Source organism: Amycolatopsis sp. AA4 (assembly GCF_002796545.1).
Lineage (GTDB): Bacteria > Actinomycetota > Actinomycetes > Mycobacteriales > Pseudonocardiaceae > Amycolatopsis.
In genome coordinates, this window is the sequence record NZ_CP024894.1 from 6786458 (window position 1) to 6800767 (window position 14310).

A 14310-nucleotide genomic window follows, 5' to 3' on the forward strand; every position below is an offset into this window, starting at 1 on the left:
GTAGCGCCGCCGAACCCGCGGCACGAGCAGCAAAAAGCCCGCCACCGCAGAACCGGTGACGGGCCTTGCTGAAAAACTCACGAAGCTCGCGGCAGCCTTCGCCCCGGCGGAGCCGATTCGAGCCACGACAGGAACCCGGTCAGCGCACCCGGTCCCATCGCGATCTCGATCGCTTCCTGGTCCGAGGACTCGCAGCGCAGCACCGTCGAGCCCTCAGGCACGGCGTACGCCTCGGACCCGGACGGATCCCGCCGGTCCGCGATCTGCATGCTGTCCCGCTGGAACACGCGGTCCGGGCCGGTGCGCAGGCTCCACACGCGGTACCAGACGAACTTCTCGCCCTCGTAGCGGCCGAGGCCCAGATGCCAGCTCGACCGCGGACTGTCCGGACGCCACCGCAGCGCCACGCTGACGCCGCCGCCGCGGCGCATCCGGATCCACCGCTGGCCGTACCAGCCGACCACGACGACGAGCACGATCAGGAGCACTAGCACCACTACAGCGATCTGCACGGCCCGGCTCCTGCCCGTCTACTTCGCTCAGACCGACTGCCCGGCCGCGCGGAGCTGGGCCGTGGCCCTCGTCCGCTCCGCCTCGTCGCCGGTGCTGAGGGCTGCCTTCGCGGCGGCCACGTCGATTTCGTCGGACAGCTCGGCGCTCTCCGCGAGCACGCTCACCCCGGTCGCGGTCACGGACAGGAACCCGCCGTGCACCGCGGCGGTCAGCACGTCGCCGTCCGTCGTGTTCACCTTCACCACGCCACCCTCGACGAGCTGGCCCAGCACCGGCTCGTGTCCGGGCATGATGCCGATCTCGCCCTCGGTGGTCTGCGCCACCACGAAGGTGGCGGTACCCGACCAGAGCCGGCGCTCGACGGCAACCAGCTCCACGGACATCTCAGCCACGTAGCACTCCTTCGCTCGGGGTGTCACCACCGAGTGTAATAGGTCTTGCTTCGGTTACGAGAACGGCGGGGGCCGATGTCCACAGTGGACAGTGCCCCCGCCGGTCTCACGCACTCACTTGCCGGTGATCTCGTGGTACTTCTTCTCGAGGTCCTCGAGACCGCCGATCCCCAGGAACGCCTGCTCCGGGTAGTGGTCGAAGTCGCCCTTGGTGATGCGGTCGAACGACTCGATGGTCTCGGCCAGCGGCACGGTCGAGCCCGGGATCTGCGTGAAGGCCTCGGCCACCAGCATGTTCTGGGACAGGAACCGCTCGATCCGGCGCGCCCGCTGCACGGTCAGCTTGTCCTCTTCGGAAAGCTCGTCCATGCCGAGGATCGCGATGATGTCCTGCAGCTCCTTGTACTTCTGCAGGATCCGGATGACCTCGGAGGCGACGCGGTAGTGGTCCTCGCCGACGATCGCCGGGTCGAGGATCGTCGAGGTCGACGCCAGCGGGTCCACCGCCGGGAAGATGCCCTTCTGGAACACCGACCGGGAAAGCTCGGTGGTGGCGTCCAGGTGGGCGAACGTCGTCGCCGGGGCCGGGTCGGTGTAGTCGTCCGCGGGCACGTAGATCGCCTGCATCGAGGTGATCGAACGGCCTCGGGTCGAGGTGATCCGCTCCTGCAGCTGGCCCATCTCGTCCGCCAGCGTCGGCTGGTAGCCCACGGCCGAAGGCATGCGGCCCAGCAGGGTCGACACCTCGGAACCGGCCTGGGTGAAGCGGAAGATGTTGTCGATGAACAGCAGCACGTCCTGGTTCTGGACGTCGCGGAAGTACTCCGCCATGGTCAGCGCGGACAGCGCGACGCGCATACGCGTGCCCGGCGGCTCGTCCATCTGGCCGAACACGAGGGCGGTGTCGTTGATGACGCCGTCCTCGGACATCTCCAGGAAGAGGTCGTTGCCCTCACGGGTGCGCTCGCCGACGCCGGCGAACACCGAGGTACCGCCGAAGTTCCGGGCGACACGGGTGATCATTTCCTTGATCAGCACCGTCTTGCCCACGCCCGCGCCGCCGAACAGGCCGATCTTGCCGCCCTGCACGTACGGGGTCAGCAGGTCGACGACCTTCAGGCCGGTCTCCAGCATCTCCGTCTTGCCCTCGAGCTGGTCGAAGGGCGGCGGGTTGCGGTGGATGCCCCAGCGCTCGAGGTCCTCGCCGTAGCCGGGCTCGTCCAGGCACTCGCCGAGCGCGTTGTAGACGTGGCCCTTGACCTTGTCGCCCACCGGCACGGTGATCGGGCCGCCGGTGTCGGTGACCTCCGCGCCGCGGACGAGGCCGTCCTGCGGCTGCAGCGAAATCGTGCGCACGAGGTTGTCGCCGAGGTGCGCCGCGACCTCGAGGGTCACCGTCTTGCGCAGCTGCTCGAACTCGATGTCGACCTTGAGCGCGTTGAACTGGTCGGGAACGGAACCGCGCGGGAACTCGACGTCGACGACCGGCCCGGTCACCGAGACGATGCGCCCCTTGGCGCGCGGGGCTTCAGTACTGGTCATCAGTCATCACTTCCTGCTGCGGTGAGCGCGTTCGCGCCACCGACGATTTCGGAGATCTCCTGGGTGATCTGCGCCTGCCGGGCCTGGTTCGCCTCCCGCGTCAGCGTGTTCACCAGTTCGTTCGCGTTGTCCGACGCGGCCTTCATCGCCGTGCGGCGGGCGGCCAGTTCGGACGCCGCGGATTCGAGCAGCGCGGAGTACAGCCGGGTGTTGATGTACTTCGGCAGCAGCGCCGAGAGCAGCTTGTCGGCGCTGGGCTCGAACTCGTAGCTCGGCAGCAGACCGGCCGGCTTCTCGTCCTCGCCGTCGGAGTACTCGACCTCCAGCGGCGCGACCCGCTTGGCGACCGGGCGCTGCGTCAGCATCGACACGAACTCGGTGTACACGACGTGGATCTCGTCCACGCCGGTGACGCCGTCCGGGTTGCCCGAAGCGTCGTCGACCCCGGCGTTGAAGGACTGCACCAGCGTCTCGGCCGCCGCGACCGCGTCCGGGTAGCCCGGCTGGTCGGAGAAGCCCGTCCAGCTGCCGGCCACCGGGCGGTTGCGGAACCGGTAGTAGTTCAGGCCCTTGCTGCCGGTGGTGTAGACGTCGACGTCCTTGCCCTCGGACTTGAGGAGGGCAAGCAGCTCTTCGGTCGCCTTCAGCACATTCGAGTTGTAACCGCCGCACTGGCCCTTGTCACTGGTGACGACCAGGACGGCGGCGCGCTTCGGGTTCGGGCGCTCGACCAGGAGCGGGTGGTCGAGGTTGGCCGCCGCGCCGGCCAGCGCCGAGAGCACCTTGGTGATCTCGTCCGCGTACGGCCGGGAAGCGGCGACCTTCGCGCGCGCCTTGGTGATGCGCGCGGTGGCGATGAGTTCCATCGCCTTGGTGATCTTGCCGATCGACTTCGTCGCCTTGATGCGCGAGCGAAGCTCCCGGAGTTGTGCGGCCATGGGCTACCAGCTCACTTCTTCGGGGCGGGCTTGTTGACCTTGACGGTCTCCTGCCCGACCTTCTCGGCGGCCATCGCGTCGGCGTTCGACTCGAGCGGCTTGCCCTCGGAGGTGGTGAACTCCTTCTTGAACTCGTTCACCGCCGCGATCAGCGCGTCGCGGGTGTCGTCCTCGAACTTGCCCGTGTCGCGGATCGCGCCCAGCACCTCGGGGTGCTTGCGGCGCGCCGAGTCGAGGAACTCGTGGTTGAAGCGGCGCACGTCCTCGGTCGGGACCGAGTCGAAGTAGCCGTTCGTGCCCAGGTACACCGTGGCGACCTGCTCCTCGACCGGAACCGGCGAGTACTGCGGCTGCTTGAGCACCTCGTACAGCCGGGCGCCGCGCTCCAGCTGCGCCTTCGACGCGTCGTCCAGGTCCGAGGCGAAGGCGGCGAACGCCTCCAGCTCGCGGTACTGGGACAGGTCGATGCGCAGCGAGCCCGCGACGTTCTTCATCGCCTTGACCTGCGCGGCGCCACCCACGCGGGAGACCGAGATACCCACGTCGATGGCCGGGCGCTGGCCGGCGTTGAAGAGGTCCGACTGGAAGAAGCACTGGCCGTCGGTGATCGAGATGACGTTCGTCGGGATGTAGGCCGACACGTCGTTGGCCTTGGTCTCGATGATCGGCAGCCCGGTCAGCGAGCCCGCGCCCAGCTCGTCCGAGAGCTTCGCGCAACGCTCGAGGAGACGGGAGTGCAAGTAGAAGACGTCGCCGGGGAACGCCTCGCGGCCCGGCGGGCGGCGCAGCAGCAGCGAGATCGCGCGGTAGGCGTCGGCCTGCTTGGTCAGGTCGTCGAACACGATCAGGACGTGCTTGCCCTCGTACATCCAGTGCTGGCCGATGGCCGAGCCGGTGTAGGGGGCGATCCACTTGAAGCCGGCCGAGTCCGAGGCCGGGGCCGCGACGATGGTGGTGTACTCCATCGCGCCCGCGTCCTCGAGCGCCGACTTCACCGAGGCGATCGTGGAGCCCTTCTGGCCGACCGCGACGTAGATGCAGCGGACCTGCTTCTTCGGGTCGCCGGTCTCCCAGTTGGCCTTCTGGTTGATGATCGTGTCCACCGCGACCGCGGTCTTGCCGGTCTTGCGGTCGCCGATGATCAGCTGGCGCTGGCCGCGGCCGATCGGGGTCATCGCGTCGATCGCGGTGATGCCGGTCTGCAGCGGCTCGGACACCGGCTGGCGCTCGACCACCGAGGCGGCCTTGAGCTCCAGCGCGCGGCGGCCGGTGGTCTCGATCTCGCCGAGGCCGTCGATGGCCTGGCCGAGCGGGTTGACGACCCGGCCGAGGTAGCCGTCGCCGACCGGCACCGAGAGGACCTGGCCGGTCCGCTTGACCTGCTGGCCTTCTTCGATGCTCTCGAAGTCGCCGAGGATCGCCGCGCCGATGGAGCGCGCGTCCAGGTTCAGCGCCACGCCAAGGACGCCGCCCGGGAACTCGAGCAGCTCGTTGGCCATGGCCGAGGGCAGCCCTTCGACGTGGGCGATGCCGTCACCGGCGTCGGCGACGACGCCGACCTCTTCCCGCTCCACCGAAGGGGCGTAACTCGAGACGTAATTCTCGATCGCGTGGGCGATCTCGTCCGAGGAGATCGTCAGCTCCGCCATTTCGTTCCCGCTCTCGCTTCTGTTCTGTCCAGTGTGCAAAGTCTGTTGTGCCGCTCAGGCCCGGCTCAGCGTGCGGCGCACCGCCGCCAGCTGCCCGGAGGTGCTGCCGTCGATGACCTCGTCCCCGACGCGGACGACGAGGCCGCCGCCGAGTGCCGGGTCGATCTCGACGTGCAGCGCGATCGGCCGCCCGTAGATGCCGTCGAGTTTGGTCCCGAGAAGGGCCCGCTGCTCGTCGGTGAGCGCGTTCGCCGAGGTCACGTACGCGACCGAGCGCTCGCGCCGCTCGGCGGCCAGCGCGACCAGCTTGTCGAGCGCGTTGCCGATGCCGCGCCCCTTGGCGCGCTGCACGGCCTGCTCGACCAGGGTCTCGACGACCGCGTCGACCTTGCCCGCGAACAGCTCGCGGACCAGGGTCCGCTTCGCTTCCGCGGGAGCGGTCAGGTCGGACAGCGCCGCCTCGAGTTCCGGGGCGCCCGCGACGATCCGCGCGACCTGGAACAGCTGAGACTCGACGGTTTCGACGTTCCCGGCCTTTTCGGCGGCGGTGAGCAGCGCCGAACGGCCGACCGACTCGAGCCCGTCCACCAGCTCGCGGGGACTGGACCAGCGGCTGCCCGCCACGGTGTCGAGCACCTTCAGGGCCTGCTCGCTCAGCTTTCCGTCGAACAGGCGGCGGACCAGGCCCTGGCGGCTCTCCGGAGCGACCGAAGAATCGCCGACCGCGCGGCGCAGGCCGATTTCGCGGTCAAGGAGGTCGACGACCGAGAGCAGCTCGTCCCCGACCTTCGCGGGATCGGCGCCCGCTCCGGCCAGCACCTCGCCGAGCGAGCGCTCGGCGAGGTCGAGCGCTTCACGGCTCGCAGCATGCAGCGTCATCTCTGGTTACTTCCCCGCTCCGTTAGTGGCCCCGGCGGTGTCCAGCTCCGCGAGGAACCGGTCGACGGTGCCGCGACGGCGCGCCTCGTCCTCGAGCGACTCGCCGACGATGCGGCCGGCCAGCTCGACCGCGTTGCGGCCCATTTCGGCCCGCAGCTCGGCGACGATCTGCGCCTTCTGCGCCTGCAGCTGGGCGTGGCCCTGCGCCACGATCCGCTGGGATTCGGCCTCGGCCTGCTCCCGCAGCTCCGCCTTGATCTGCTCGGCTTCGAGCCGGGCGTCGTCGCGGATCTTCGCGGCCTCGGACCGGGCGTCCGCCAGCTGCGCCTTGTACTCCGACAGCGCCTTCTCGGCCTCTGCCTGAGCCTTCTCGGCTTTCTCGATCCCGCCTTCGATCTTCTGCGCCCGCTCCTCGTACGCCTTCTCGAAACGAGGGACGACGTACTTCTTGAGGATGAACAGCAGGATCAGGAAGGCGACGATGCCGAGGATCAGTTCCGACCAGTCCGGAACGATCGGGTTGTGTGCGTCTGCGGCGAGCACAACTTGGGTCTTCAGCACAACGTCTCCTTACGCGAGAGCGGACGACTCAGGCGGAGGCGATGAAGTAGATGACGATACCGATCAGGGCCAGCACCTCGGTGAGCACGAAGGTGGCGTAACCGATGCCCTGCAGCTTGCTCTGGGCCTCCGGCTGACGCGCGGTGCCGTTGATCACCGCGGCGAAGATCAGGCCCACACCGATGCCGGGGCCGATCGCGCCCAGGCCGTAGCCGATCGCGGCGAGGCCCTTGTTGAGGTTGATGGTCTCGGCAGCGGCCTGGGCCAGAACGATGTTGCTCACGAGCGTTTCCCTTCACTTCGGTCCGCGCACTCACGCGGATCGGGGTCTGTGTGTGTTCTCAGTGCTCCGACGCCAGCGCGGCGCCGATGTACCCCGCGGACAGCAGGGCGAAGATGTACGCCTGGAGGCACTGGATGAAGGCCTCCAGGAACGTCAGGCCGATGGCGAAGATCCACGCCACCAGCGACACCGGCTTCAGCGCGATGCTCGAGGTCTCGGTCAGCAGGAAGGTGCCGCCGAGGGTGAAGACCGCCAGGATCAGGTGTCCCGCGAACATGGCGGCGAAAACACGGATGGCGAGCGTGAGCGGGTTGAGGAAGAACTTCTCCGCGAACTCGATCAGCGCGTACAGCGGCAGCACCGCGCCGGGGACGCCGGCCGGGGCGAGCTCCTTCTTGAAGTACCCGCCGAGGCCGTGCTTCTTGATCCCCACGTAGTGGTAGACCGGGTAGACCACGAGCACCGACAACGCGACCGGGAACCCGAACCGCGCCATGGTGGGGAACTGCAGGAACGGGATGACCCCGTAGAGGTTGTTCAGCAGGATGAAGGTGAACAACGCGAAGATGACCGGCACGAAGCGCTGGAAGTCTTTCGACCCGATCTGCTCGCGGGCGATGTTGTTGCGCGCGAAGTCGTAGATGCCCTCGGCCACGAACTGGCCCTTGGTCGGGACGACCTTCAGCTTGCGCGTCGCCAGCAGGAAGTACCCCGCGATGATGATCACCGAGAGCACCACCAGAAGCATCGGCTTCGTGACGAAGCCGAACAACGGCGGCAGCTCAAAGCTTTCGGCGCCAGGGGGCGCGAAGGTCGCACCCTCGGTCAGTACCAGCGCGGCCACTGGGCTCCTCCCGGTTCTCCCGGCCGGCGTTCACTCCGCCGGGGGAATCGTCACGATCTGGACTTAACGTACCCGATACGCATCGGGACGCCGGAGGCGGCGGTACCCACCGCGCGCGGAGCCATATCACCGGTCCGTGCACGAGGGATGTCTCGCGTGAACACTGCCCTGCGGTCTACTTCGGACCAGCTGGAGAGAGGCGGAACCATCCGGTCGCCACACTGCTGATCGCGGTTCGTCGTCGGGAGTGCGCGGCCGAGGCCGCCACCCATGACGCGGACCATACCAGCAGGTCAATCACTGCCGTACAGGCGTACTCCTTACCAGCCGAACGGTCCAGGACCTAGGTCCCGGGTCCGGCCGGGACCCTTGTCCCGAATCCGTCAATTCGCGGCGGGAATGATGGTCGGAATACGCGCTTTGCGAAATGCCGCGAACTCCGCGGCGGCGGCCACGAGAATGGCGACGATCATCGTGATCCCGAGAGAAAGCGGGTGCAGCACGGTGACGCCCTTGAGCAGAGTGAGCGCGAGGAACAGCAGGATGACCTTCGCCGCGTAGCCGCCGAGAGCGATGAGCATCACCAGCGAGGGGTCCTGTCCGGCGGATACCTTCATCATGCCCAGCGTCGACAGCGAGGCGATCATCGCCAGCACGCCGCCGACGAGAGCGCCGAGGAAGCCGTGCAGTCCGTTGAGGACGGTGAAAAGCACAATGCAGACCAGGATGAACGGTGGCGTGAACAGCAGCGAGGCGCGCGTCATCGAGCGCGCGAGCTGGCGCACCGGAGCGGCGTGCGGGTTCTCCGGAGCTGTGGCCTGAGCCGTGGCCTGGGACGTCTCGGGCGTCTCGGTGTCGCTCACTGCATTCGCTCCTCGTTCGGTTCGACCCGCCAGTATAGACCGCCCGCGGGTTCAGACGCCGTGGCGGTGCCGGGAACGCAGTCGCGGCACCAGGGAAACCAGCACCGCGACGACCAGCGCGGCGCCAATCGCCCAGAACACGACCGGGCTGTCGAAAATCGTGATGGAGACCGCACCGAAAGACAGGATTCCGGCCCACAAATAGATCAGCAGCACCGCGCGCCGTTGCGAATGGCCGATTTCCAGCAGCCGGTGGTGCAGATGCATTTTGTCGGCGGCGAACGGGCTCTGCCCGCGTCGCGTGCGCCGGACGACGGCCATCACGAGGTCGAGCACCGGCACGAAAAGCACGGCCACGACGACCACCAGCGGGGACAGCAGGGCCAGCGCGTCCGAGGCGGAGAACCGGGTGTAGTTGACCCGTCCGCTCGCCGACGTGGTGGCCCCGGCGAGCATCAGGCCGATCATCATCGAGCCGGAGTCGCCCATGAAAATTTTGGCCGGCTGGAAGTTGTACGGGAGGAAACCGAGACAGGCCCCGGCGAGCGCGGCGGCGATGAGCGCGGGCGGGTACGAGCCGAAGTCGCCGCCGGCGTTGTCGAGCAGGCCGAGCGAGAACACGCAGGTGGCCGTCGCGGCGATGAAGCCGAGCCCGCCGGCCAGCCCGTCGAGCCCGTCGACGAAGTTCATCGCGTTGACCATCACCACGACCATCACGACGGTCAGCAGCGCGCCCTGGTTCTTGTCCAGCACCAGCACCGAGCCGATAGAATCGCCGTTGCCGCCCCACGGCACCCAGAACGACACCCACTGCACGCCGAAGATGACGAGGATCCCGGCGCACATGACCTGTCCGGCGAGCTTCGTCCACGCGTCGAGTTCGAACCGGTCGTCCAGGATGCCGATGAGCGAGATGACGCCCGCCGCGAGCAGCACGCCGACCGCGTCGTAGGAGACGTCGAACCCGTGGCTGAGCGCGGGAAGCTGGTGCGCGAGACCCATCGCCGCGGCGATCCCGAGGTAGATGCCGACGCCGCCCATCCGAGGGATCGGCTTGACGTGCACGTCGCGCGCGCGGGGGTTGGCGATCGCCCCGATCCGGATGGCCACGCGCCGCACGACGCCGGTCAGCAGATAGGTCACCGCGGTCGCGGTCAGCGCGACGAGCAGGTACTCCCGGATCGGGAGAAGTCCTTGGACTACAGGCATGACCGCGTCACGCCCGCCGGGAGGTCGGAGTCACCGCGCCACGCTACCGCGCCCGCGTGCGGTCGCGGTGAACGGCGGTCACTTGCCCGGCTCAGTCCAGCGTCTCCTCGGCGACGCCGATCACCTCGGCGATGGCGGCCTTGGTGACCGTGCCCTCGCGCAGCACCAGGGGCTTGTCGCCGGTCAGGTCCACGATGGACGAAGCCACCGTTTCCCCGCTCGATCCGCCGTCGAGATACACCGACACCGAATCGCCGAGCTGCTCCTGCGCGTCCTCGACGGTCGAGGCCGGCGAACGCCCGGAGACGTTCGCGCTCGACACCGCCATCGGGCCGACGTCGCGCAGCAACTCGAGCGCGACCGGGTGCAGCGGCATCCGCAGCATCACCGTGCCGCGCGAATTGCCGAGATTCCACTGCAGACTCGGCGCGTGCGGCAGCACGATCGACAGATCGCCCGGCCAGAACGCCTCGATGAGCGCCCGCGCCTGCGGCGGGACGCCGAGCACCAGACCGTCCACAGTGGACCAGGAACCGACGAGAACGCCGACCGGCATGTCCGGGCCGCGGTTCTTCGCCCGCAGCAACGCCTGGACGGCGCCCGAGTCGAACGCGTCGGCGCCGATCCCGTACACCGTGTCCGTCGGCAGGACGACCAGCCGGCTCGACCGCACCGCGGCGGCCGCCGCGGACAGGCCTTCGGCTCGGGATTCGCGCTTGCCGCAGTCGTAGACCGCACTCATGACCGGAAGCCTATCCCCCGGCGCGGAGATTCCCAGGGCGACCCGAGGCGGGATGGGGGTCGGGTGCGGGTCGGGTGCGGGTTGGCCGCGGGTTGGGTGCGGGTTGGCCGCAGGCGCCGGGGTGCGCGGGTCTCGCGCCGCGCGGCCAGGATCACTGCCTGGCTGGCGCGTCGATGCCGATGCGGGCCTGGGCGGGGCTGCGGACGCTGCCCCAATGTGGCATTGGGTGCGTCAGATGCACCCAATGTGGCATTCGGTGCATCCCACGCACCCAATGTGGCGTTCGGTGCGTCCAGCGCACCCAAAGTGGCGTTCGGTGCATCCCACGCACCCAAAGTGGCGTTCGGTGCATCCCACGCACCCAAAGTGGCATTCGGTGCATCCCACGCACCCAAAGTGGCATTCGGTGCATCCAACGCAACCAAAGTGGCATTGGGGCGTCTCGGCCGGGGCGGTGGCTCGGTCCGGTGCGGGGCACGCGGCGGCGCCGGACCGAGCCTGATCGAGCGAAAGGGCGGCCGTGCGGTTCGGCGGGCGGTGGTCAGCTGCCGTAGGTGGCTTGCTTCACCGCGAACACGTTGCGGTTTCCCTTGCCCTCCTGCAGGGACCACAGGAGATCCGCGTCTTTCGGGTCCTCCCAGTACGAGATGCTCTCCCCGCTGCTGACCCAGGCGTGCGTGGCCGGGCCTGCGGCCGGGGTCCAGTAGTAGAGCTGCTTCGCCGCGGAGGAGTTGAACCACCAGCGGCCGTTGTGCGAGGCGACGCCGTTGAGGTTGTACCAGGGCAGTTTCAGCGCCTGGCTCGCCGTCGTGGAGGCGGCGAACGTCGTCGCGCCCGAGGCGAACGGGAAGCGCACCGCCCGCGGGGCGCGGTTCGGGTAGTCGGTGCAGTCGGCCTTGCAGGTGTACTCGGTCATCACGATCGACTTGCTGACCCGGTCCAGCGAAATGGTCGACCAGGCCAGGTTCGTGCCGGACGTCGTGTGCGCGGCGACCGTGCCGACCTGCGGCAGGACGTAGCGGTAGTTGTGCGCGTAGTACTGGCCGCCGGACAGGCCGATCTGGTCGGCCGTGCCGCCCGAGTTGACCTCGAGGATCTTGCGCATGTCGAAGACCCGCATGCCGCCACCGGTGTCGGCGACGTACAGGTAGTCGCCGTACCAGGAGACGCCGCCCGCGTGGATCGGGACGTCCCGGTAGTTCGGCGAAGCGCTCGTGCCGGTCGGTTCTACGAGGAGGATCTTGCGGTACTTGTTCGGGTACGTCGCGTCCCAGTCAGCGAGCGTGATCCGGCTGCGGACCTGTTTGCCGCCGCACGCGTCGCGGGTGTACCAGCTGACCGCGACGAGCTGGTGCCCGTCGTAGTCCCCGCCGACCGCGTCGCGGCTGGTGGTGATGCCCTGCGGGTAGTTGGTGCAGTCGTCGTTGTCGCCGTCGTCGAACCGGAAACCGCCGGCGAGCCCGGCCGGTTGGAAGGTGGACGGCAGCGGTTGGCGGTCATGGTTCGCGTTGTCCATGACGGTGTGCACCGGCACGGTGTGCAGCTTCGCCGCGAGACCGGAGTAGACCGCGTCGTATTTGTGGTAGTCCGAGGTCAGCGTGTACTCGCTGGCCGGGAGGGTGGTCGGCCCGGCCGCGGCGGACGCGCTGGTCGCGCTCGCGGTGAGCGCGCAGGCGATGAGCACAGCGCCGCAACCGGCCGTAATGCGATGGCGCAAGAACATGACTCCCCCAGAAGTCTGAGTGTTCGGCCGCCTCAAGGTAGGGGTTCGCTCGATAGCGGGCAACCCTGTCGAAAGGCGCCATCCGCCGCTCGGGACGGATGGCGCCTTTCCCTGGCTCAGAACCCGATCGCGGTACAGGCGGTCGTCGTGGTCTTCGCCGGGTCGGCGATCGACGTGGCAGTCAGCCGTACTCGTGCGGCGTGCGGCGCGCCTGCCGAGCGCTTCGCGTACGCCTGGACTTGCGTCGAGCCGCCGAACTTGGCCGTGGCCAACGCGTTCGGGAGGCGGACTTCCCAGCCGGGAGTGTCCGTGGTCGCGGTCAGCCGGTAGGTGTCCTGGTCGTAGGGGGCTGCCGCGCCGCGGGCCGAACCCGGGTTGGCGAGACGGAAGTCGCAGGTGGCCAGCCCGCCGCGAGCGAACGCGGCCAGTGCGGGCCACAACCACGCGCCGCGCGCCTGCGGTCCGGCACCGTCTAGCGACGCGACGGTGACCGTGTACGACAGCACTCCGCGGCTGTCCCGGTCGAGATCAGTGACCAGGAACCGCAGCCGGTTGGCCTCGTCGGTGTACTCGTAGCCGCTGGAGGCGCCGGTGCCCGCCTTGAACGTGGCGTCGTTGAGCTGCCGGTAGTCGCCGACGGTGATCTTGACCGGCGTGCCGTCCGGACGGATGTAGTCGGTCAGGTTGATGTCCTGCGGATTCGCGTCCACGATCCATTCGAACGGCGCGGCGTCCCGGCTCTTGGTCTTGGCCAGCAGGACGCCGGAGTCCGGCGCGAACGAGTCCGAACCCATCCGGTCGACGACCTCGACGCTGTAGTGGTCGTACCCGCCGCCGTCGCACTTCGGGTCCTTCGCCGGATCGCACTTGGGCGAACGGTCCCCGCCGGTCAGCGCGATCGTGATGCCCGCATACGCGCCTTGCTGCGGCTCCGCTTCCCGCGCGGTCACGCGCGCGGTGACCGGACCGGTGGTGGCGAGCTGGTTCCGGTCGAGGTTCAGGACCGACTTCGGATCGACGATGCCGAGCTTGAGCTTGTTGCGCAGCATGTGGTGCGCGCCCATCGAACCGCCTTCGGTGGCCGGGATCTGCCAGCGCGTGTGCGGGCCGCCGGGGCCGTTGAAACTGCCGCGCGACAACATTTCCCACGGTCCGGTGTAGGACCGCCGGGGCGGATTCCCGAACGGGTTGTTGTAGTTGTCGCCGATGCCGAGGATGTGGCTGAACTCGTGCGCGTACACGGCCTGGCCGGAGCTTTCCGCCTGGGTCGAGGACCCGTTGGCCGCGTTGGGCCAGATGCTCGCCGCCGAGGCCCACGACGTCCACGGCACATACCGCGTGTGCGCCCAGTTCTGGTCGCCCGGTTTGCTGCCCGGCGGGCCGAATTCGGGCGGCACGTTCTCTTTCGAGCCGAATTTCATTTCGCCGAATTCCTGCCACGTCGAGCTTTCGTCCTGGCCCGCGGAGAGGAAGAAGACGAAGTCGAACTGGTCGGCGACCGGACCGACGTCGGCGCGCCACGCGTCGCCCGCGTCCTTGCGCAGGTCCCGGGTGCAGTCGGCGTTCGCCGGACAGTCCTCCGGCTGCATTTCCATGCCGTATTCGAAGGATTTGCCCGGCATCCGGTAGGGCCCGAACGCGGTGAGGTCGACGCCGAACCGGCCGCCGGAGTCCTCCATCCAGTATTCGTTGATGGTGTGGCCGTGGTTGAGGGTTTCGGGTTTGTTGAGGAAATCCTGGTAGTGCTGCGCGACTTTCTCGCGCGGCAGATTGCTCGCCGACGTCGACGGATTGCCGAAGACGGTCGAATGCGGCGGCTTGGTGACGACGAAGTCCGCGTCCGGGTAGTCGGCGAGCACGACGGCGCCCTTGAACTTGCGCACGGTCGGTTTCAGCGCCGGGTCGGCCCAGTCGGTGCCGGGCACGTGGCGGTAGTCCTGCCAGGTCATGCTCGCCTGGTCGGCCCAGTGCGCGGAGTCGAGCGGCGCGGGCCAGCCCTGGACGAGCGGATCCGCCGCGGCGGTCCCGGCGAGCAGCGCGGGAGCCAGCGCCGCGACCGCCACCACGACGGCAAGGCGACCGCGAGTGGTCCGGGCGCGGGTGCCGAGGCGGCTGGCCCCGGCGCGAGTGGTCCGGCTGCGGTGATTCCGGCGGGGTAAGGGGGATCTCATC

General features: G+C 68.6%; 14 protein-coding genes. All 14 read right to left on the bottom strand.

Annotation, left to right across the window (positions count from 1 at the left end; translation table 11 throughout):
- Positions 1–77 precede the first annotated feature (77 nt).
- A complete protein-coding gene (locus CU254_RS31250) occupies positions 78–512 on the bottom strand; it encodes a DUF2550 domain-containing protein (protein ID WP_009082580.1) in 435 nt (144 codons plus the stop codon).
- A gap of 27 nt (positions 513–539) precedes the next feature.
- Positions 540–905, bottom strand: a complete 366-nt coding sequence (locus CU254_RS31255; RefSeq protein WP_009082582.1) for a F0F1 ATP synthase subunit epsilon — start codon at positions 903–905, stop codon at positions 540–542.
- Between the two features lie 114 nt (positions 906–1019).
- On the bottom strand, positions 1020–2447 hold the full coding sequence (gene atpD / locus CU254_RS31260) for a F0F1 ATP synthase subunit beta (RefSeq protein WP_037715400.1): 1428 nt from the start codon (positions 2445–2447) through the stop codon (positions 1020–1022).
- Positions 2447–3385: a F0F1 ATP synthase subunit gamma gene (locus CU254_RS31265; RefSeq protein ID WP_009082585.1), complete on the bottom strand. Its 939-nt coding sequence runs from the start codon at positions 3383–3385 to the stop codon at positions 2447–2449. The genes atpD and CU254_RS31265 overlap by 1 nt, the downstream gene beginning before the upstream one ends.
- An 11-nt stretch (positions 3386–3396) precedes the next feature.
- Positions 3397–5034, bottom strand: a complete 1638-nt coding sequence (gene atpA / locus CU254_RS31270) for a F0F1 ATP synthase subunit alpha (RefSeq protein ID WP_009082586.1) — start codon at positions 5032–5034, stop codon at positions 3397–3399.
- A 54-nt stretch (positions 5035–5088) separates the two neighbouring features.
- Positions 5089–5913, bottom strand: a complete 825-nt coding sequence (locus CU254_RS31275; protein ID WP_009082588.1) for a F0F1 ATP synthase subunit delta — start codon at positions 5911–5913, stop codon at positions 5089–5091.
- 6 nt (positions 5914–5919) lie between these two features.
- Positions 5920–6474 carry a F0F1 ATP synthase subunit B gene (locus CU254_RS31280; RefSeq protein WP_037715403.1) on the bottom strand — a complete coding sequence of 185 codons (555 nt, stop codon included), beginning with the start codon at positions 6472–6474 and terminating at the stop codon, positions 5920–5922.
- A 28-nt stretch (positions 6475–6502) separates the two neighbouring features.
- Positions 6503–6757, bottom strand: a complete 255-nt coding sequence (locus tag CU254_RS31285) for a hypothetical protein (RefSeq protein WP_009082593.1) — start codon at positions 6755–6757, stop codon at positions 6503–6505.
- 58 nt (positions 6758–6815) lie between these two features.
- Positions 6816–7601, bottom strand: coding sequence for a F0F1 ATP synthase subunit A (gene atpB, locus CU254_RS31290; protein ID WP_009082594.1), 786 nt, complete (start codon positions 7599–7601; stop codon positions 6816–6818).
- 383 nt (positions 7602–7984) lie between these two features.
- On the bottom strand, positions 7985–8464 hold the full coding sequence (locus CU254_RS31295) for a hypothetical protein (protein WP_009082596.1): 480 nt from the start codon (positions 8462–8464) through the stop codon (positions 7985–7987).
- 51 nt (positions 8465–8515) lie between these two features.
- Positions 8516–9673 carry a glycosyltransferase family 4 protein gene (locus tag CU254_RS31300; protein WP_009082598.1) on the bottom strand — a complete coding sequence of 386 codons (1158 nt, stop codon included), beginning with the start codon at positions 9671–9673 and terminating at the stop codon, positions 8516–8518.
- Positions 9674–9764: 91 nt separating this feature from the next.
- Positions 9765–10415 carry an L-threonylcarbamoyladenylate synthase gene (locus CU254_RS31305; protein ID WP_037715405.1) on the bottom strand — a complete coding sequence of 217 codons (651 nt, stop codon included), beginning with the start codon at positions 10413–10415 and terminating at the stop codon, positions 9765–9767.
- Between the two features lie 541 nt (positions 10416–10956).
- Positions 10957–12138 (bottom strand): hypothetical protein, encoded by a 1182-nt coding sequence (locus CU254_RS31315; RefSeq protein ID WP_037715407.1) that lies wholly within the window; start codon positions 12136–12138, stop codon positions 10957–10959.
- 116 nt (positions 12139–12254) lie between these two features.
- Positions 12255–14309, bottom strand: coding sequence for a M6 family metalloprotease domain-containing protein (locus CU254_RS31320; protein WP_009082603.1), 2055 nt, complete (start codon positions 14307–14309; stop codon positions 12255–12257).
- Between the last annotated feature and the right edge of the window lies 1 nt (position 14310).